This is a genomic window from Exiguobacterium sibiricum 7-3, from assembly GCF_000620865.1.
GTDB classification, from domain to species: Bacteria; Bacillota; Bacilli; order Exiguobacteriales; family Exiguobacteriaceae; genus Exiguobacterium_A; species Exiguobacterium_A sibiricum_A.
This window is the reverse complement of record NZ_KK211190.1, coordinates 2,669,760-2,689,710: the sequence shown is the minus strand read 5'-3', so window position 1 is coordinate 2,689,710 and position 19,951 is coordinate 2,669,760. Positions and strand designations below refer to the sequence as shown.

Sequence of the window (19,951 nt, the reverse complement as noted above, 5' to 3'; positions counted from 1 at the left end):
CGCCATCCAGGACCGTTTCTGGATGGCTTTTTTGTTTACTTCTGGCAGGAATGAACACTGGAAAAGGCGAACGTTTGTAAGGAAAGGGGCGATCCGAGATGATCCATATTAAACGGGCACCTGATACAGAGACGGCATATTCAATCATGAAGAAAGGGTTCAGCGATTACATGATTCCGCTGGGCCTCTCGCTTGAAGTATTCGAAGAACGGATTTTGAAACGAGATGGGAATCAGCTGGAGCATTCATTCATCGCGTATCACGGGGAACGGCCGGTCGCGATTTGGCTGAACGGCGTAAAGCAGATTAAAAAAGAATCAGTCATGCGCTGTGGTGGACTAGCGGTCGATCCGCAGTACCGTCGACTTGGAATTGCAAAAGCATTATACGAAGCGCAACTCAGTTATGCGAAGTCTTTGAAGATCGATTGTTTGCTGCTTGAAGTCATTCAAGGAAATGAGCCGGCCATTTCGCTCTACCAGAAATTCGGCTACCGCACAGTCGACGAACTCGGCTATTTTCTTCGGGAAGAACCCGACCAGACGGAGCCGCTTATCGAGATTGATGCTGTTGCATTTGAGCGACGCTACATACAGCAAGGGGAATACATCTGGCAACAAGACCAGACGGTAATGAAGCAGGCGCAAGCACAGTATTATGAACTTGACGGGGCGTTCATTGCGACCGCCCATGAGTCGATTTTTGCGATTGTAACGGAAGAGGAAGACGTGGCACGGGTCGCGACAGAAGCGACACGCCGTTTGACGGGAACCCGTTATCAGTTGCAGTCGACCAATCAACAAGTGTGGGAAGATTTACGGCAAGCCGGTTGGAAGCAACGGGAATTGAAGCAATTCGTCATGAGTCAAACCATCTGATACAAAAAAGCCATGATGTGTGGAAGTCCCACGGAGGGAACGCCACACATCATGGCTTTTTTTCAGGTCCATAAACTGATCATGACGATAATGGCAAAAATCACAAACAGGATTCCGGTGCCACCAAGCATGATTAGCATGATTTTGTTCATCATTAAAATACCCTCAATTCTTTGCGAAGCGGTTACTTTACAAAATAACTCAATGAACTTTGGTATTTTTTCATTTCACTCATACCATTTTTGTATCTTTTACTGTTTGGGTCTTGCGAGATATAATCATGTGAGCGTTCATCAATCCATTTTGTATTACTCACTGTGAAATCGTTGAATACGTATCCGAATCCATAACCGCCATTATCATAAATAGGAACTTGTACTAGGTTACCATTCATCTTGGGTTTAACTCCATATGAAATTAATGTATTGCTTTGTTTCACTAATTTTTTGTTCGAGATAGTATATGTTTTTAAATTAATGAAAGAGTATGTTTCTTTATTTGTCAGTGAAAAGACGACGGGGTAACCTGTCTTGTTTTTAAGAATAGCACTTGTTTTAGCATCTGTTGTACTGAATACGTAAGGATTTGATTTTGTATACGTGTATTTATAGTTGGTAGATTTTCCGTTCAAATAGAGTACGAATTTTCCACTACATAACTCATCTTTTCCTTTAATCCACCAAATATCGTTTGAAGTCGCCTTATGACAAGTTGCTTTGGACGACCGTACAGAAACGGTGTATTTCTTTTTAGATTTATCATACATGGTAAAATCCTGTTTGATCTTTTTGGAGTAAGATGCAGCTTCTGAATGTAAAGGGTTAACACTTACTAATAAAAGCAAACAAGCAAATAAAATTATTTTCTTCATAACACATCTCCAATTCTTCTTTTAATTCCATTTTATAACATTTTAAGGTGGCGTGAAATTAAAAAGAAAAATAAAACCAAAAACGCCTTTCTTTCGTTTACTGAAGAAGGCGTTTGGTCATTCATTTTATAGCGATGTAGGTCAACTTTGTTTTAGATAGTCTTCAATCATCACACGATGCGATCCGACGATGTTGTCCGGTAATTCCGTTAGCGGGAAATAGGTCAACGCAAAACTTTCCTCGCTGATCCGTAACGTACCGGACGTTTCAGTTGTCACGTAAGCGAGGGTTACGCTTTGAAAGACATCCCCGTTTGCAAGCGTCGTGACGTAATTTTTTCCGGAATAAACACCAAGCAATGTCAGCTGTTCCGCGACGAGACCGGTCTCTTCCAAGAGCTCACGACGGGCCGTTTCTTCCGTGGATTCGGCCCATTCCATTAATCCGCCGGGCAGTCCGAACCGTGCCTGCGATTCATTCCGTTGTTCGAGTAGGATGTGCTCGTTGTTGATGACAAGCACGACGGCACCGACCAAGATCAACGGCGTTTGTCCGACTTGATCCCGCAGCGTCTTGACATAATTCATCGTGAGACCTCCTGATGGAACGGACAACCGGTGGGGGCAGTTGTTTTTTCCGCCGGAGCAATACCGGGAAAGAAGTTAGGCCGTTTAATTGTCGGATCAAAGTCTTTATGGAACAGGTGCGTCGCGGCACCGCTCATCGGCGGTACAAGCCAGGACCAGTCGCCGGTGACATCCCGTTCACACGCGGCTTCATTTTTTTCGAATCGGGCAAACTGTTTGGCAGCCGTATGGTGATCGACGATTGTCACTCCAGCCCGTTCAAACGAATCGAGAACGGCCAGATTCAACTCGACGAGGGCACGGTCTTTCCATAAGGAACGTTCCCGTGACGTATTGAGCCCGAGTTGTCTGGCAACAAGGGGCAAGAGGTCATAACGATCGGTATCCGCTAGATTACGGGCGCCGATTTCCGTTCCCATGTACCAGCCGTTAAACGGCGCACACGGATAGGAGATGCCGCCGATTTCGAGCCGCATATCAGAGATCATCGGTACGGCGTACCATTTGATGGTTTGGTCGCCGAATAAGTCGTAGTCAGGATGGGTGATTGTTACTTCGAGGACCAGCTCGTCCGGCAGCGGATGCAGGCTGACCTGCCCGTCGAGTTCAATCAACAACGGTAAGATATCGAATGCAGTTCCTTGACCAGACCAGCCGAGTGACTGGCACTGTTTAGTGAAAATAATTGAGTTCGGGTCCCCGGTGATGCCCTCCGCGGTCTCATATCCGGCATAACGAATCAACTGATGATTCAAGACGCGGACACGGTCCGGGTGAAAAATCGTGATCGTCGAACGGACACGCCCATCATTCGTCGCATACTCGATATGCTCAAATAAAGCATCGCGTATTGTCTCGATGGTTAAAGCATCGCGTGCGTCGATGACATGTAGCTGATCCCAAAAGAGGCGGCCAATACAGCGGTTGCTGTTACGCCAGGCGAGTTTTGCCCCGTATGCTAACTCTTGGGACGTTTGTTCATATGTCCCTGTCCGTGAAACTTCTTCACGGACTTCATGCAGGCGATTACTGTCCTGCGGGTATTGTTCTATATAGTCAGTTAAGAAGCGTTCGGCTTCGGCAAGTAAAGTGGGCACGGCATAGAATCCTTTCTTTTATCCAACACGACGATTGTTCTTGTTTCAGTGTACCGCCTGCTTCAGCTTTCTGCCAATCGATAATCGTTAAACGCTTACTTATGAGTTCAAAAGACGTTAAAAGTTTAGAAAATGTACTAAAAGGGGGATAGAGGAAAGAACTATTTGAAAGTGAGGAAATTGTTATGTCATTATTAAAACCTGTATTTGCCCGTTTTTTCGGCGAAGCCTTTTTTGATAAATCGGCTCAACTCGCCTATTATCTGATGTTGTCCTTATTTCCATTTTTATTATTTGTAGTTGGATTAGTCTCCTTTTTACCGTTTACATCGGGTGACGTACTCGATTTGATTCGTCCGTTTGCTCCGGCCGAAACGTATGATCTGATTCGAAAGAACGTCGTCGGAATCTTTGATGATGGTGGATTAAAACTCGCCTCGATCAGTTTCCTGGCAGCTTTTTGGCTTGCTTCGATGTCGGTCCAATCACTGGTCCGTTCGTTGAATGATGCGTTGGAAGTAACACGGAAGGTTCCATTTTGGAGAGGCTTATTACAGGATTTTGGCTTTACAGTCGGAATGATGGTCATCTTACCGATGTCACTCCTCGTCCCGGTGGCAGAAAAGCTGACACGCCGTTTTATTACGCACTTTGCACTCGTCAATGATGTCGTCACCAACTACTCCTGGATTTGGTTCTTGTTCCGTTGGGGACTTGGCTCACTGTTCCTGTTGGTCTTTTTTATCCTGTTGTACCGTGTCCTGCCGAGCGTGCGACTGACAGTCCGTCAAGTCTTTCCGGGTGCCTTATTTGCGACGATTGCCTGGCAGGCTGTATCGGAATTCTTCTCCTACTACGCAGAATTCGGCAGTTATGACCGTCTTTACGGACAACTCGCCGGGATCATCGTCTTGATGACCTGGTTTTATCTTTCGTCGGTCGTCTTGATGCTTGGTGGCTTGATGAATGCTGAACGGATGCGTCAAAAGAAGGAAGCCAAAGTTTTAAAACCAGAAAAAATCAAACAAGAGACTGTCCGTTAAGGGCAGTCTTTTGTTTGACGTTGAACCGTTTTTTGATAAAAGAACAGACCAATCAATCCGGTCGTAAACAAAGCGAGCAGGAGCAGAGAAAGTTGTTCATAGTGTGTCGTTTTCAAGAAAACACTCGTTGCGACAGCTGCATAAAAACTGCCCAAACTCTTTTTGACAAAGTGCGTGCTGAAGAGGTTGAGAAAGGAAGCGCCGAGTGGTGAGCCAATCAGTGCTCCAATAATTAAAACAACTCCTAAACCGAGCGGAGCCTGTGTTCCTGAGATGAAATAACTCGTGATCCCACCGAGTACAATTAACGTAGCTGCCGCGATACTGGTTCCGATGGCTTGTTTGAGCGGGAAACGTACCCATCCCATCAGAAGCGGGGTGAGTAAAAAGCCACCACTGACGCCCATCAAGGACGACAGAATTCCGGCGGCTCCGCCGATTGCGATCAATTTATAAAACGAAGCGTGCGGAACAGGCGTCTCCCGGATGATTTTTTTGGTCGGTTTTAAAAATTGAATCGCAAACAGAAGCAACAGGACGATGTACAGAGTGGAAATGACGATGTCTGCGCCGCTGTGTTGTTCCATCCAAAAGACGACAGGCGTAACGGCAGCGGATCCGATGATCCCTGCCAGCCCAATAGTACCCGCATCCCGAAGATGAAAGTTGTTCTGGCGGAGGTGGGCAAAAGTGCCGGTCACCGTCGAACCAAGCGTCAACAGTAAACTTAAGACAATCGCTGTGCTCGGGGCGTACCCTAAGATCAATAAAAGAGGGGTCAGAATGATGCCACCACCGATTCCGAAAAAGCCGGAAAGAATGCCGATTGCGGCGCCGAGTAAAAGAAAAAGTAATAGTTCCAAGGGGTGTTCCTTCTTTCTGTGAAGTGATACAGATGACTTTACGTGGAAAGTCTTAATCAGGAAAATGAATTATACTGATACTAAAGATCAGAAAAATAGATGAGGTGAGGAAATGAATTTTAATGAACTGAAGACATTTGTTACGTTAGTCGAAACAAAACATTTTACGAAAACAGCTGAACGGCTGTATATTTCACAACCGACGGTCAGTCTTCATTTAAAGCATCTCGAAGAACATTTCGGGCAAAGTCTGATTCATCGGCATACGTTTAACAAGACGATTGAAATCTCAGAAGCCGGACGGATTGTGTATCGCCATGCCAAAGAAATTCTGCACCAGACGGTACGGTTGGAACAAGAGATGGATGATTTAGAAGGAGTCACCCGAGGGACGTTAAGAATCGCCGCGACGCATACCATCTATGAAGCGATGTTAGAACAGATGATCCACGACTTTCTTGTCGCTTATCCGGACGTGTCAGTTGATGCCCGGGTGATGAATCAAGAACAAGTCGAGCAGGCATTACTCCATTACGAAATCGATCTAGGGATGGTGGAAGGACCGCATCATTCCCAGCAAATCGATGCGAGTCCTTTTGCGACCGACCGATTACGGATCATCGGTCATGAAAGCCTTGTTTTGGAACAGGCGACTTGGATTTACCGGGAAGAAGGGTCAGCCGCCCGGTTCGCATTGGAAACATGGTTAGCCACGCAACAGATTGTTCCAAAACGAATCATTACTGTGTATTCCAATCGGTTGATTAAACAATTGATCACGAACGGGACGGGAATTTCGATTCTCTCGGAACGTTTGGCGGGCACCTTACTCGATTCGGAAAGATTTACGACACATGATGATTCACAAATTGATCAACGGATCTTTCAATTCATTACGTTAAAAGGGGAGACTACCCGTCTGTCTCAAAAGTGGATGAATGAACATTCCGGATCAGACGAAAAACTTTCTCGTTGACTTATACCCCTATAGGTATTATTGTATGGAATGTAGCCATTAGGTATGAGACAGGTCACACGAAGAAAAGGAGCGTGTTCTTCATATGGAAAAAACATACGAAAATAAAATCATTCACCGGATGAACCGGATTGAAGGGCAACTTCACGCCATCACCCGGATGATGAGAGAAGAAGCATCTTGCAAAGATGTTGTCACTCAACTGAGTGCGACACGCAGTGCGATTGATCGTGTCATTGGACTGGTCGTGAGTGAAAACCTCATTGACTGCGTGACGAACGATGACACGGCAGACAATCATGAACAAGCCGTAGCAGAAGCCGTTCAACTGTTATTGAAGAGCAGATAAAAAATTTTTAAAATAAAATATACCCCTTAGGGTAAAGTAAGTGGAGGAATTATTCAGATGTCAGAGATTAAAAAAACAACGATTGTATTGTTCAGTGGAGATTACGATAAGGTCATGGCAGCATATATCATTGCCAACGGTGCAGCGGCATACGATCATGAAGTCACGATTTTCCACACGTTCTGGGGATTAAACGCGATGCGCAAGGATGAACCGATTCAACCGGATAAAACGTTACTTGAAAAAATGTTCGGGAAATTCATGCCGCGCGGAGCAGACAAGATGCCACTCTCGAAGATGAACTTTGGTGGTGCCGGTCAAAAGATGATCAAAAACGTCATGAAAAAACATAACGCAATGCCGCTTCCCGATCTAATTGAACTGGCGAAAGAGCAAGACGTAAAACTGGTCGCGTGTACGATGACGATGGACTTGCTCGGATTAAAACAAGAAGAATTGCATGATGGAATTGAATATGCCGGCGTCGCCGCATATCTTGCTGATGCGGAAGACGGAAACGTCAATCTGTTCATCTAATCTCGAGGAGGGATGATGTAAGTGGATATCTTGACTATCGTATTTCTAATCATCGTTGCGTTTCTTGCTTATCGGATGTTCGCACCAACTAAAGGTATCAACAAATGGTCGACCTCCGAATTAAAACAGAAGTTAGGTGACCGCAACCGATTTTATTTGGACGTCCGCACACCTGGCGAATTCAAAGACAATCACATTAAAGGCTTTAAAAACATTCCGCTTCAAGTATTGCCGACACAACTCGACAAGATTCCGAAAGACAAAGAAGTCATCGTGATCTGTCAGAGCGGCATGCGCAGTAAACAGGCGGTCAAACAATTAAAAAAAGCGGGTTATGCCCAGGTTATAGAAGTGTCGGGCGGAATGAACGCTTGGCGTTAAAAAACACGAGGAGGAATCACAGATGAAACGATTCACAGCAAAAGAAGTACAGGAAAAGCTTGAAAACGGGGAACAACTCAACATCATTGATGTCCGCGAAGTGGATGAAGTCAAAGAAGGCAAGATCCCGGAAGCGATTCATATTCCACTTGGTCTCGTCGAGTTTAAAATGAACGAACTCGATAAGAAAAAACAATATGTCATGGTGTGCCGTTCTGGTGCCCGCAGTGGCCGTGCAGCAACGTACCTTGAAGGACAAGGCTTTGATGTCATCAATATGGATGGCGGCATGATGTCGTACGAAGGTAAAACCAACTAATTTTTTTAATCTTAATTATACCCCTATAGGTAAAAGGAGCGAATACTTTTGCAGACTATCAAAACGGATATCGTACTTGATGCACGTGGTTTAGCATGTCCGATGCCGATTGTTCGGACGAAAAAAACGATGAAGACGCTGGAACCGGGTCAAGTCGTGGAAGTTCAGGCAACTGACAAAGGATCAACAGCCGATCTTCGTGCCTGGGCGAACAGTACCGGGAATCAATATCTTGGAACGATCGAAGAAGGAGATGTCTTACGGCATTACGTCCGTAAATCTTCCGGTGACGAGCAAGAAGCACCGGAATTTAAATCGGTTGTTACGAACGAGACCGTTGAAACGGTTCGCAACAATCCGGATACGCTCATTTTGGACGTCCGGGAAACTGCTGAATATGCGTTCTGCCATATCCCGAATGCCGTCAACATTCCGCTCGGTGAACTGGAGACGCGAATCGGAGAACTCGACACATCGAAAACGATTTATGTCGTCTGTCGGACAGGCAGTCGGAGTGACTTAGCCTGCCAACAGCTCGATGTGAAAGGATTCAACGTTCAAAATGTGATCCCTGGCATGAGTGACTGGAAGTATGACACGAATCAAACCATTTAATCCGTAAATTATGATCAGGAGGAATCAAGCAGATGGCACAAGCAATGACAACAAAAGAAGTCACGCAAAAAATCATTCACCGTGAAAAAATGTTTATCTTAGATGTCCGAAATGAAGATGCATTTCAAGACTGGAAAATTGAAGGAGAACAGTTTTCGTATCTCAATGTTCCGTATTTCGATTTACTCGACGGTGTCGAAGATATTTTAGATCAACTGCCGACAGATGAACCTGTTCTCGTCGTCTGTGCAAAAGAAGGATCATCGATTTTTGTAGCGGATTTATTGGAAGAAGCGGGACGGACCGTCTCGTATCTTTCAGGAGGCATGAAAGCCTGGAGCGAACACTTGGAGCCGATTTCACTTGGATCATTAAATGAAACTGGAGCAGATCAAGGTGAAGTCGTTCAATTCGTCCGGATCGGGAAAGGTTGTTTATCGTACATGATCATCTCGGAAGGCGAAGCCGTCCTCGTGGATGCAACACGGATGACAGATGTTTATCTCGATTACGCCAACGAGCGTCAACTTACCATCACGCATGTCTTTGATACACATCTTCACGCCGATCACATTTCCGGCGGGCGTGAGATTGCTGAAAAAACGGGAGCGACTTACTGGTTGCCACCAAAAGATGCGACAGATGTCACGTTTGATTATGCAGCACTCGAAGATGGAAGCCACGTTCAAGTAGGCGATACAAAAATCGATGTCCGGGCACTGTATTCCCCGGGACATACAATCGGTTCCACGTCGTTTATTGTCGACAATCGATATCTCTTAACGGGTGATATCTTATTTATCGATTCGATTGGTCGTCCGGATTTAGCCGGTCTGGCAGAAGACTGGGTCGGTGACCTGCGGGAGTCGCTTTACAAAACGTACCGCGAACTCACAAAAGATTTGATGGTCTTACCGGCCCATTTCATGCTGATCGAAGAGTTAAATGAAGACGGCAGTGTCGCAGAAAAACTCGATATCTTACTCGCAAACAATCACGGCTTGAACATCGAAGATGAAGAAACATTCCGGAAGATGGTGACCGAAAATCTTCCACCGCAACCAAATGCCTATCAAGAAATTCGTGAGACAAACATGGGGAAACAGACACCGGGTCTCGAAGCACAACGCGAGATGGAAGTCGGACCAAACCGTTGCGCCGTCCGTTAAACAAAAACAACTTACTTCAGGAGGAATTATCATTATGAAATCAGAACTCGTACTCGACGCAAAAGGGCTTGCCTGCCCAATGCCCATCGTCAAAACAAAAAAAGCCATCGCAGGACTTGAATCAGGACAGGTTCTTGAAATCCATGCAACAGACAAAGGGGCTAAAAATGATTTGCAAGCGTGGGCAAAATCAGGTGGTCATGAGCTTGTGAAACACGAAGAAGAGGCCAGCGTCTTAAAATTCTGGATCCAAAAAGGATAATTCAAGTTGAAGGAGGGCTGGCGACAGTCCTCTTTTTTTAAAGGAGTGAACTGGATAGAACTCGGGATTTATGAAAGAATTCAAAAAAGCGATACTTTGCTTGTAAGTCAGCAAAGTATCGCTTTTTCTGATGAAGTTACAGGCGACTTTTTTCGATGACGTCAACGAGTTGTCGTTCGACATCGAGTGCGACTTGCTTCAGTTCGTCGTCTTCGACCAAACCGATCAGTGAGGTCGGGCGCGGCATTCCGATTTTCGTTTGTCCGCCTTCTGTATAGACAGCGAGCTTACACGGCAAAAAGTAGCCGGCCCGTCGTTCAGCCGATAAGACACGGTGGGCTTCTTTCGGATTGCAGACTTCAAGGATATGATATTGGTCGTCAAACGGTAACTCTTTTTCGGCAAATTTTTTCGCTAAATCAAACTCCCATAAGACGCCAAACGAAACCTCAGCAAGTTCTGTCTTCAGACGTTCGATTGTTTTCTCCGTTGAATGATTCGAGTTGACTGTATAGTCAAACATGAATACCCCTCCCGGTTTTTTAGTGTCTTAGATGTATTTCCCTCTTTCAAGAGGATGAATCGTATGTTTTGAATATGCCAAATGAAAGCAGACTGGGCGACAAACTGTGGGAAATCAAGGTACATTAGAAAAAAGACATCCATCAGACAGTGGGGGACGTAAGCTTAAAAAAGGAGGGTGAGGGGAGATGAAGAAACGGATGTTGACGATTCTATCGGTCGTAGCATTGATTGCGATTATGATTGGCGGCTACTTTATTTTCCAGCAACAACAGGCAAAATCGAGCGGAAGCAAAGAGCTGTCGTATACAAAAGAAGAGACGGCAATTCTTGCCGGAGGATGTTTCTGGTGTATGGAACCGCCGTTTGAAGAGTTAAAAGGAGTCAAATCAGTCATCTCCGGTTATACCGGTGGAGATGTTGAAAATCCGACGTATAACCAAGTGTCGGCGGAGACGACCGGTCACCGGGAAGCAGTCCTGATCACGTTTGATCCATCGGTCATCTCGTATAAACAATTGCTTGATGTCTACTGGCGTCAAATCGATCCGACCGATCCAAACGGTCAGTTTGTCGATCAAGGCGAATCCTATACGACAGCGATTTTCTATACGAATGCGGAACAAAAGCAGATTGCGGAACAATCGAAGAAAGATTTGGCAGCAAGCGGCATCTTTGACAAAAAAATCGTCACGCCGTTAATTGAAGCCGGTCCGTTCTATGAGGCAGAAGCGTATCATCAAGACTATTATTTGAAGAGCGAAAAGAAATATAAATTTTACCGGGCTGCATCCGGACGTGATGACTTCATCAATCGATATTGGAATGATCAACCAAAACTGGATTTACCCAAGTATTCGAAATTGACCGACGAACAAATCAAAGCGAAGTTGACGGATATTCAGTATAAAGTGACCCAGGAAGATGGGACAGAACCGGCATTCGACAATCCGTACCATGATTTGAAGGCGGACGGGATTTACGTCGATCTGATTTCCGGCGAACCGTTATTTTCTTCTAATGATAAATTTGATTCGAAAACCGGATGGCCGAGTTTCATTCGACCGTTAGAAAAAGGAAATATCATTGAGAAAAGTGATTTTGCATTAGGGATGAAGCGGATGGAAGTCAGAAGCCGGCACGGGAATGCCCATCTTGGTCATGTCTTTAACGATGGTCCTGAACCGACAGGCTTACGATACTGTATGAACTCAGCCGCTTTACGATTTGTACCGAAAGCCGATCTTAAAAAAGAAGGTTACGGTCAGTATGTTTCTGAATTTAAATAATTAGCTAAAAAGGATTTTTCACTTTCGTGAAAAATCCTTTTTCTTTCGAAAATGTAAGGTAGACATTCTAAAAATAACTATCCATTTTATCCAAATATTGTTTATACTATAAACAATGTAAGATCATATCTTGAGGAGGAACGTCGTGAAAAAGTTAACGATTTGGCTCATGCTGAGCTGTTTGATTCTGACACTCGGAATTGGGCCGTCAGCTGTGAAAACGGCAGCGGCAAGTGAATTGTCGGAAGCTGTCTTATTAAAAGCCGGACAGGAAACAGTTCTTGAAACCGGAGTAGAGAAAAAGAATACATACTGGTATAAGGTCGAACACCAGGCCGGAATTGAAAAAACGGCGACACACTTTGAATTATCGATTGATACGGATCAGCCGATTGAAGTAACGGCTTACCCAAGTGAAGAGATGGCTTCGAAGGATGAGACCTTTGACCGTTACCGCGGATACGCGGAACCAAGTGACAAAGACATCACGAAGCTGGCTGTTCCTTATGCATGGGACGGACCGTACTACGTCAAAGTCGATTATTATCCGGAGACGGAAGAAGTTAAAACGGTCAAACCAGCAAACGTCAAGTTGACGTACAACAATGTTAAGCTGGCGGTTGAATACGAGCCGATCAGCGATATGAGCTGTATGGCGGAAGAAGCACTCAAACAAACGTCGGACGAAAAACCGATGCTTGCCTTGATGCATGCGATTCAAAAACAAGTGTTGAGCCAATCGGAACAAGGACGCAGCTTAACCTCGTTGTATTACAAAGCATCACCGTATGTCGTTAAAACATTATTATTTAACAAGGATAAACGGACACAAGCTTACGAAGATTTAAAATCACTGAAGCCGGCCATGACAGCTCTTGTCAACGGGACAGCGTACACATTGACGAAAACCGACCAAGCAGCGGTCAACCGTTTATATGCCTTGACACGTGACGCGTCACCGGAAGTCATCGCAACGGAAATCAATCAAGTCGCAAAAACGGCGAACATTGAAAGCATCGGCGGTTCAGATTTAACAGAAGCATTCAAACCGTTCGGGATTCAAGTGAAGTCAGAAGCGAAAACACGGTTCATCGTTAAGTTGAAACCGGGTCACACGCAGCGGACGATGAAAATCGCCGGCACACAGGCAACAGACGTTGAGAAGTTGTCGCTTGGTAAAACCGGTGAGTTTGTCATCGTCACGGAAGATCCGACAGTTAAAAATCAGTCGGCAGCCGTTCTCAAACAATCGTTAAAGAAATCAAATGCTGTGGAGTATGTCGAAGAAGTCCAGACATACCGTGCAACAGGAGACATCAACTACGACTATCAATGGTCGCTCAACCAAAAATCGAGCGTCGAACAGTTCCCGGATGCGGGAATCGGATTCGAAAAATTCTTGAAAAACAATGCAGGTCAAAAGTTAAAACCAGTCACGATTGCAGTTATTGATACAGGGGTCGATTATCGCCTCAAGGACTTCCAAGGAAAAGTTGATATTGCCCAGGAAAAGAACTACGTCGATGTGAATGGTAACGGAAATGCACTCGACGATAACGGTCACGGAACACACGTCTCAGGTGTGATCGCAGCGGCTCTCGAAAATGATTACGGGATTCGCGGTATCCATCAGTCAGCAAAAATTCTTCCCGTTAAGGTTTTGAACGCTAACGGTGAAGGTGAAACCGATGCAATTGCACTCGGAATTAAATATGCAGTCGATCACGGGGCAAAAATCATCAACATGAGTCTTGGCGGCGGTGAAAGCCGGACGATGGCGTATATGATGAAATATGCGGCAGATCATGGTGTAACGGTCGTCGCAGCGTCAGGTAACGAATATGATATGTCTGTTGGTTTCCCGGCGAGCTCTGAGTATGCGATCTCGGTCGGCGCAACTAACCCGCTCGGCATGGTTGCCGATTACTCGAACTACGGCATCGGACTCGATGTAGTTGCACCAGGTTCGAAAATCGCAAGTCTTGTCCCGGACGGTAATACAGTCTACATGGACGGAACAAGCATGGCGTCACCACATGTCGCAGCAGTCGCTGGAATTCTTGCGTCACTCGATTCCAAACTGACACCAAAACAAATCGAGACAATCTTACGGACGAGTGCGGAACCACTCGCCTTTGAGAATCCGAATGATTGGTACGATGAAGACGAAGATATGGAAGATGAATATCCACCAGGATACGAGAAGGACAGCACTCCGGACTTCCCGGCATTCGTCAGCCCGGTCTCGGGATATGGAAAAGTCAACATCACACGTGCCATCTCTCAACTGCACTTAAACGGAAAAGTAAATCCGGTCTATGACAACAAACTCGTTGTCAGTGGACAAGTCAAAACGGGTACAAAAGTTGAAATCTGGTCGACGAAAAAGTTGACGGATACAAAAGACACAGCAAAAATGTTAGCAAAAACAACAGCAACAGCCGGTAAATACAGTGTGACGATTCCCCGTCAGGAAAAAGCATCCGTCTTGACGATTCGTTATGCGAATGGTCTTGATGTAACATCGGAACGGACAGAAGTTTTACCAGGAAAGGCTCCGGCTGCTCCGAAAGTCAATCGTGTCCTCGCCGGTGCTACAACCGTAACAGGGACAGCGATTGCCAAAGGTAAAATCACGATCAAAGATGCAAAAAATAAAGTCGTCGGTACAGCAACTGTCGACAGCAAAGGGAAGTTCACGGTGAAGGTCAAAAAACAAGCACCGAATGCCCGCCTTGCTATCACAGTGAAAGACATTGCGAACCGTTCGAGTAAAGCGACAGTGATTACAGTTGTTGCTCCTCCAGTGGCACCAAAAGTCAAAACAGTCACAGCCGGTCAAACGAAAGTAACCGGGACAGGTGAGAAAAAAGCGCGTGTCTATGTTCAAAACGCAAAGCAAAAAGTAATCGGTAAAGGAACGGTCACTTCAAAAGGTACGTTCACAGTCAAGATTGCCAAACAAAAAGCAGGAGCAAAGCTTTCTGTTTATGTTGAAAACAGCTTTAAACAAAAAAGTACGAGCACGTCAATCGTCGTCAAAAAAGCTAAAAAATAAGTCTTCAGACAAGCCTTTTTCGGGTAAAACGGAAAAGGCTTGTTTTTTTTACCAGATATCTTATTTTTAAAGTATTTTTTTTAGAATTATGATACTTTTAAGTGATTACATTTATTTCAAAAAAGCATCATTCTACGAGGATGATGAGGAGGATATTTCATGATCAAATGGATTCGGAGGCGGATCGGAAGGCAATTGTTGGCAGTTTTTTATACCGTACTCGTGTTGGTTTCAGTCACCTCGTTTTTTGTCTACGATTATATGGAGGGCAGGATCGAGTCATCGCGTAACAATCTGGAGATTATCAGCGAGCAAAACCGACGGGCAGATACGCTGTGGGATAACTGGCAGACCGTTCAATTCGGGCTTCGGGGATTCGTCATTTTCGGAGATCAAGACCGGTTTGATGAAGTCGAGGATTTACGAACCGAAATCAAGAGTGAGACCGATTGGTTTTCCCGTAAAGCAAAAACAGATGAAGAAGAAGAATTTGCTGCACAGATGATGAATTTATATGACTTGTATTACGGAGCGCTTTTCCCGGTCACGCAATCATACGTCAATGGAAAAAAAGACAATAAGATTAATGAAGATTTTTTACAAGGTGACAGTCTGTTTTCATTGCCGATTGCAAAACGGCTTGTCGAGCAGGGACAATTGAAACCTTCAGCGGACGGATCAATTGATATTACACCGGATATCGAACGGGCATCAGTGGCACTTGAGGATTACCGAGATAATTTACAAGCTCAACAGGAAAATGCCGTCATGAATCTGCGGAGTGAAGTCGCAAAAACACAGTGGATTTGGATTTCGAGCATCTTAGTGTTGGTTGGGTTTATTTTATTGTTCGTGCATCCATTTATCCGACGTATGACGAAACAACTGTTGCGTCTGATTGATGACAATCAAAAGTTATCGCGGAACGAACCGATTGAAATGGACTTAAATGAGCAACGCACCGATGAAATTGGAATGCTTCGGTCATCCTTTAATCAAATGGCAGTGACAACCAGCTCCCATACAGAAGCAATACAAGGGAAAAACGAAGAGTTACAGGCGCAAAGTGAGGAATTGCTTGCACAACAGGAAGAGCTCCAAGCACAACAGGAAGAATTGGAAGAAGCATATCAAACGACCAAGCAAAACGAGGAAAAGCTGAAAATGCGAAGTGAGTTGACAGAAGCACTTGCGGTCCGTGAGACGGTGGAGTCGTATCCGGCCATCGTGCGGAAGATGTTAGAAATCACGTCCTCTGAGTATGGTTCCTTACTATTATATGAGGATGGACAGTATATCGGAGCTACGACAAACGGGATGAAGATTCAACAAGTCGAGGCATTATTAGAAGATGAAACATCTGTCCTCAATCGGATGATGCTTCGCAATCAAGTTGTCCAGTCAGAGAAACGGGTTTCCCGGAAGGATGATGTTCCTTACAGCTTCAGTACCCATGAAGTCGCACTGCCGATTTACGATCCATCAACAAATCAGTTAATGGCGGCGGTTTACATGGTACGTTACCAGTCGACGTATAAAGCGCAACAATTAGCCGATATGCGTGAGTTTTCCCAACAGATGACGTTATCATTGCTTCGGACACGTTCTTATGACGAGATGAAACAAGAGAAACAAAAAACGGAACAAGTTCTTGATTCGATTCGAGAAGCCATCATTTATCTGGAAGACGGAAATGATGAATTATACGTGAACCGTCCCTTGTTTGAACTTGTACCGGAACTCCAGTCAGAGTTCACGAAAGACCGGACGTTATCATCCGGCAGTTATGTGATTGAAGTGATGCGTAATATCGTGGATGATGTCGATCGTTTTAATGATTATTTGACCTTGATTCGGGCAGGAGATGTCTCTCCGGATAAAGTTCAATTTGATGTTCGAAACAATACGGCCCATTTAGAAGTCTATGCAGAGCGGATTGATATTGAGGGTGGCTGGAAAGGTGTCATCCTGGTCATTCGGGATATTACCCGGGAAACAGAGGCCGATCGATTAAAAACTGAACTGGTCTCAACCGTATCGCATGAATTGCGCACACCACTCTCGTCGATTTATGGATTTACGGAGCTGATGTTGAACCGTGAGATCGATACGATGAAGCAACGGAAGTATTTAGCGACGATTCATACGGAAACGGAACGGTTGTCGAATTTGGTGACCGATTTCTTGGATGTTCAGCGGATGCAGTCCGGAGGACAACTGTACCAAATGGCGCATCTTGATTTATGTACAATCGTTCAGCAGGTCGTCGACTTATATGATGTGTCGAATGGACAACATGACATTCGTGTCCGAATGTTAGGGACGGAACGTCCGGCAATCATTGGTGATGAAGCGCGCATTAAACAATTACTGAACAACTTGGTGAATAACGCGATTAAGTATTCACCAGAAGGTGGATTAATTGAAGTCAGTATCGGCACCGATGAAGAAAATGCCACAATTCGGATCACGGATCACGGGATTGGCATTCCACATTATGCCTTCTCCCAACTGTTCGATAAATTTTATCGGGTCGATAACTCAGATACACGCCGGATTGGTGGAACGGGTCTTGGATTATCGATTTGCAAGGAAATCGTCAAAGAACACGACGGTGTGATTCATGTCGAGTCAAAAGAAGGACAAGGCAGTACGTTTACGGTCCAGTTGCCGTTACACATTACCGAGAATGTCTAAAGTCAAAACAAGTACCGCTTTGCTTCGGCAACGGTGCTTGTTTTTTTTCTAATCAAGTGAAAATCGTGTGCCCTGCTTCGAAGAAAAAACAGGACAGGTAAAGAATATTTAAATATAATGGAAAGATAGTTAAAAAACCAAAAGTTTTGCCGATAATCATATAGGACAAACGAACTAGTCAAAAAAAAGGGAAGGGCGTGAACGATGTATAAACTAATCTTTGGAATCATTGGCGGATGGGTCTTGTCTCATACGTTATGGTTAGGAATCATCGGCACGTCTTCGGAACTTTCAAAAATAGGCAACAGCCTGTTTATGATTTTGGGTGCTGTCGTCTCGACGGTCTTGCTAGTGATCGCGGTGCGCCGTCATCCGACTCGTCCCTTTACGCAACGTCTGTTTTTACTGTTGTTGTTCGGAAATGTATCGTTAGCAATTGGTGAGACAGCACAATTGATTGTTGAAAGGCGCAACCTTGAACGATCGGGATCTTTTGACGGCATTGATTTAGTATTCAGCCTGCAAATTGGTTTTTATTTGCTGGCGTTTTGTTATTTTTTAATCAGTCGTCGTTCGCAGGTGAATTTACGGTTCTTTTTGTTTGATGAATTGATTATCTTGATCGTGACGGGGGCGATTTCCTGGCATTATCTTGTCACTCCTTACTTGGAACAGGCGGAGTTACTCAGCTTTGAGACCTTTTTGTTGCTTCGGTATCCACTCGGTGACTTGTTGTTGCTCGGAGGAATGATCATCTTATTTTTTGGCGTCATGAAACGTGGAAACAGCATTCCCTTGTTGATGATTTTAGTTGGATTTCATCTACAACTCATTGCTGATTTACTATATGTCGCATTATACCGGTCAGGTTTTCCGATTTCTGTGATGTGGCTCGATCCCATCTGGTTAGCAACGGTCTTGTTGATTGGCGGGGCGGCTATCCTGTTTGATGTCGATGAACGGCCAATTGGATTAAAGATCAATCGTCAGATTCTCGATGGGATTCGTCTCGTTATGCCCTATGTTTTCCTTTTGATTTTATTCGTGACAATGGCGCGGCAGGCCGTCAGTTGGAATGGGTTGACGATTGGTCTGATGATTGCGGTTCCGTTGCTGATTTCAAGACAGGTACGGATTGTGATGGATAATCAGCGTCTGCGTGAAAATCTGGAGGCAAAGGTCGAGGAGCGGACGGCCGCTCTCGAACAGGCGCTCGAAGAGATGGAGCATATGGCCTACCATGATGCCCTGACCAATTTACCGAACCGGTATTTATTTGCCCGTTTGTTTAAGGAAGAGTTGCGGCGGGCAGAAATCCATCAACGTTTCGTCGGCTTGTATTTCATTGATATCGATCATTTTAAACAAGTGAATGATACATACGGCCATCATGTCGGAGACCAACTGATCATCGACATTGCCAACCGTCTTGAAAAACGATTACCGCATAACACGGTCATCTCGAGACAGGGTGGGGATGAATTTGTGGTGTTATTATTTGATGTGAAAGAGGAGTCGGACATCGAAGCATGCGGTCAACAGTTGATTGACTTGTTCGAGCGGCCGTTCATTCTCCAGGAGACACCGGTCTTCATGACCGCTAGCATCGGCGGTGCGATTTATCCGACCCACGCCACGTCGCGCACAGCCCTGATTGAGCAAGCAGATGTCGCGATGTATGAAGCAAAACGCCGCGGGAAAAATCAGTTTCATGTGGAAGTCTGATCCATCAAAAGAGGAGCGCCGATTCAACTCGGTCCGCTCCTCTTTTGTTGTTGTTACTTCATTTTAGCCAATAATTTTTCAAGAGACGTGGGATCCGTCACTTGCTCATTACAATGGTCACTGTCGATACAAATATAGTTGCCGACAGCCCGGTAGTGGTCAGCTGACTGATGCGTACGAGCAGAGACCAAAGTGACATCGCTATATTGATGACAGACCGTACAGATGCCTTTTTTTATGGTGGGAACGTAATGACCTTCGACGCCGATCCATTCTCCTTGAAGAGGATAGACAAAAAACTTCTTTTTGTTTCCGGTATCATTCCAGCTTAAATAGGTCGTCTTGAAAAAATCGAAGGAATGAAGCGGCGGATGCCGTAACTTCTTTGTTTTTCGAAATAGTTGTTGAAGTTGTGATTCCGTAATGGACGGAAAAGACGCGACGAGCGGTTGTATCTTCTCGATATACCGGATTAAATCAGCTTCCGACTTTACATTTCGCACGAGCATCAGCAATGCTTCTTGCTCCGCAGTCAGAACCGGAATCAGGTCAAAAATCTTTTGGGCGGCACTGTAGATAACAGCATCCAACACATCCGGATCATGGACTGTCGTCAGCTGTTGGGTCAATAAATCGACTTGGCTCCGGATGAAATTGTATTGAAACGGCTTAATGAAGGGTTCCATATGACATCGCTCCTTTGTAGTCCTCT

At 45.0% G+C, this 19,951-nt stretch carries 20 protein-coding genes; 14 read left to right on the top strand and 6 right to left on the bottom strand.

Features of this window, described 5'->3' with window-relative positions:
* Positions 1-98 precede the first annotated feature (98 nt).
* Positions 99-878 (top strand): GNAT family N-acetyltransferase, encoded by a 780-nt coding sequence (locus P402_RS16765; RefSeq protein ID WP_051525174.1) that lies wholly within the window; start codon positions 99-101, stop codon positions 876-878.
* Between the two features lie 184 nt (positions 879-1,062).
* Here the strand turns inward: P402_RS16765 and P402_RS0114865 are convergent, their stop codons facing one another.
* The 3 genes from P402_RS0114865 to P402_RS0114855 all read right to left on the bottom strand — a co-directional run bounded on the left by P402_RS0114865 (position 1,063) and on the right by P402_RS0114855 (position 3,434).
* The gene (locus tag P402_RS0114865; protein ID WP_026829408.1) at positions 1,063-1,749 is read right to left on the bottom strand and encodes a hypothetical protein; all 687 of its coding nucleotides are present in this window, start codon (positions 1,747-1,749) and stop codon (positions 1,063-1,065) included.
* Positions 1,750-1,890: 141 nt separating this feature from the next.
* The gene (locus P402_RS0114860) at positions 1,891-2,337 is read right to left on the bottom strand and encodes an NUDIX hydrolase (RefSeq protein ID WP_026829407.1); all 447 of its coding nucleotides are present in this window, start codon (positions 2,335-2,337) and stop codon (positions 1,891-1,893) included.
* The gene (locus tag P402_RS0114855; RefSeq protein ID WP_026829406.1) at positions 2,334-3,434 is read right to left on the bottom strand and encodes a nitric oxide synthase oxygenase; all 1,101 of its coding nucleotides are present in this window, start codon (positions 3,432-3,434) and stop codon (positions 2,334-2,336) included. Before P402_RS0114855 ends, P402_RS0114860 begins: the two co-directional genes overlap by 4 nt.
* Before the next feature lie 185 nt (positions 3,435-3,619).
* On the opposite strand from P402_RS0114855, the gene P402_RS0114850 reads away from it, so the two are divergent.
* Positions 3,620-4,477, top strand: a complete 858-nt coding sequence (locus P402_RS0114850) for a YihY/virulence factor BrkB family protein (RefSeq protein ID WP_026829405.1) — start codon at positions 3,620-3,622, stop codon at positions 4,475-4,477.
* Here P402_RS0114850 and P402_RS0114845 read toward each other — a convergent pair.
* Positions 4,474-5,340 (bottom strand): sulfite exporter TauE/SafE family protein, encoded by an 867-nt coding sequence (locus P402_RS0114845; protein WP_026829404.1) that lies wholly within the window; start codon positions 5,338-5,340, stop codon positions 4,474-4,476. The two genes, P402_RS0114850 and P402_RS0114845, sit on opposite strands and share 4 nt — an antisense overlap.
* A gap of 112 nt (positions 5,341-5,452) precedes the next feature.
* Between P402_RS0114845 and P402_RS0114840 the strand changes: the two genes are divergently transcribed.
* The 8 genes from P402_RS0114840 to P402_RS0114805 all read left to right on the top strand — a co-directional run bounded on the left by P402_RS0114840 (position 5,453) and on the right by P402_RS0114805 (position 9,948).
* The gene (locus tag P402_RS0114840; RefSeq protein ID WP_026829403.1) at positions 5,453-6,316 is read left to right on the top strand and encodes a LysR family transcriptional regulator; all 864 of its coding nucleotides are present in this window, start codon (positions 5,453-5,455) and stop codon (positions 6,314-6,316) included.
* Positions 6,317-6,401: 85 nt separating this feature from the next.
* Complete coding sequence (locus tag P402_RS0114835) at positions 6,402-6,665, top strand: metal-sensitive transcriptional regulator (RefSeq protein WP_026829402.1); 264 nt, start codon at positions 6,402-6,404, stop codon at positions 6,663-6,665.
* 57 nt (positions 6,666-6,722) lie between these two features.
* Positions 6,723-7,202 carry a DsrE/DsrF/DrsH-like family protein gene (locus tag P402_RS0114830; protein ID WP_014969361.1) on the top strand — a complete coding sequence of 160 codons (480 nt, stop codon included), beginning with the start codon at positions 6,723-6,725 and terminating at the stop codon, positions 7,200-7,202.
* Positions 7,203-7,277: 75 nt separating this feature from the next.
* Positions 7,278-7,583 carry a rhodanese-like domain-containing protein gene (locus tag P402_RS0114825; protein WP_051525198.1) on the top strand — a complete coding sequence of 102 codons (306 nt, stop codon included), beginning with the start codon at positions 7,278-7,280 and terminating at the stop codon, positions 7,581-7,583.
* A 22-nt stretch (positions 7,584-7,605) separates the two neighbouring features.
* Positions 7,606-7,902: a rhodanese-like domain-containing protein gene (locus P402_RS0114820; protein ID WP_026829400.1), complete on the top strand. Its 297-nt coding sequence runs from the start codon at positions 7,606-7,608 to the stop codon at positions 7,900-7,902.
* Between the two features lie 48 nt (positions 7,903-7,950).
* Positions 7,951-8,517 carry a sulfurtransferase TusA family protein gene (locus tag P402_RS0114815; protein ID WP_026829399.1) on the top strand — a complete coding sequence of 189 codons (567 nt, stop codon included), beginning with the start codon at positions 7,951-7,953 and terminating at the stop codon, positions 8,515-8,517.
* A 32-nt stretch (positions 8,518-8,549) separates the two neighbouring features.
* Complete coding sequence (locus tag P402_RS0114810) at positions 8,550-9,686, top strand: MBL fold metallo-hydrolase (protein WP_026829398.1); 1,137 nt, start codon at positions 8,550-8,552, stop codon at positions 9,684-9,686.
* A gap of 34 nt (positions 9,687-9,720) precedes the next feature.
* Entirely contained in the window at positions 9,721-9,948 is a 228-nt protein-coding gene (locus tag P402_RS0114805; protein WP_026829397.1) for a sulfurtransferase TusA family protein, read from the top strand.
* A gap of 136 nt (positions 9,949-10,084) precedes the next feature.
* Here the strand turns inward: P402_RS0114805 and P402_RS0114800 are convergent, their stop codons facing one another.
* Positions 10,085-10,471, bottom strand: a complete 387-nt coding sequence (locus tag P402_RS0114800) for a DUF302 domain-containing protein (RefSeq protein WP_026829396.1) — start codon at positions 10,469-10,471, stop codon at positions 10,085-10,087.
* Positions 10,472-10,658: 187 nt separating this feature from the next.
* Between P402_RS0114800 and msrB the strand changes: the two genes are divergently transcribed.
* The 4 genes from msrB to P402_RS0114780 all read left to right on the top strand — a co-directional run bounded on the left by msrB (position 10,659) and on the right by P402_RS0114780 (position 19,239).
* Positions 10,659-11,759 carry a peptide-methionine (R)-S-oxide reductase MsrB gene (msrB, locus tag P402_RS0114795; protein ID WP_026829395.1) on the top strand — a complete coding sequence of 367 codons (1,101 nt, stop codon included), beginning with the start codon at positions 10,659-10,661 and terminating at the stop codon, positions 11,757-11,759.
* Positions 11,760-11,904: 145 nt separating this feature from the next.
* On the top strand, positions 11,905-14,817 hold the full coding sequence (locus P402_RS0114790; RefSeq protein ID WP_026829394.1) for a S8 family peptidase: 2,913 nt from the start codon (positions 11,905-11,907) through the stop codon (positions 14,815-14,817).
* A gap of 159 nt (positions 14,818-14,976) precedes the next feature.
* Positions 14,977-17,514, top strand: a complete 2,538-nt coding sequence (locus tag P402_RS0114785) for a HAMP domain-containing sensor histidine kinase (protein ID WP_026829393.1) — start codon at positions 14,977-14,979, stop codon at positions 17,512-17,514.
* Positions 17,515-17,718: 204 nt separating this feature from the next.
* Complete coding sequence (locus P402_RS0114780) at positions 17,719-19,239, top strand: GGDEF domain-containing protein (protein ID WP_081776661.1); 1,521 nt, start codon at positions 17,719-17,721, stop codon at positions 19,237-19,239.
* A gap of 53 nt (positions 19,240-19,292) precedes the next feature.
* Here P402_RS0114780 and P402_RS0114775 read toward each other — a convergent pair whose 3' ends face one another.
* Positions 19,293-19,925: a FusB/FusC family EF-G-binding protein gene (locus P402_RS0114775; protein ID WP_026829391.1), complete on the bottom strand. Its 633-nt coding sequence runs from the start codon at positions 19,923-19,925 to the stop codon at positions 19,293-19,295.
* Between the last annotated feature and the right edge of the window lie 26 nt (positions 19,926-19,951).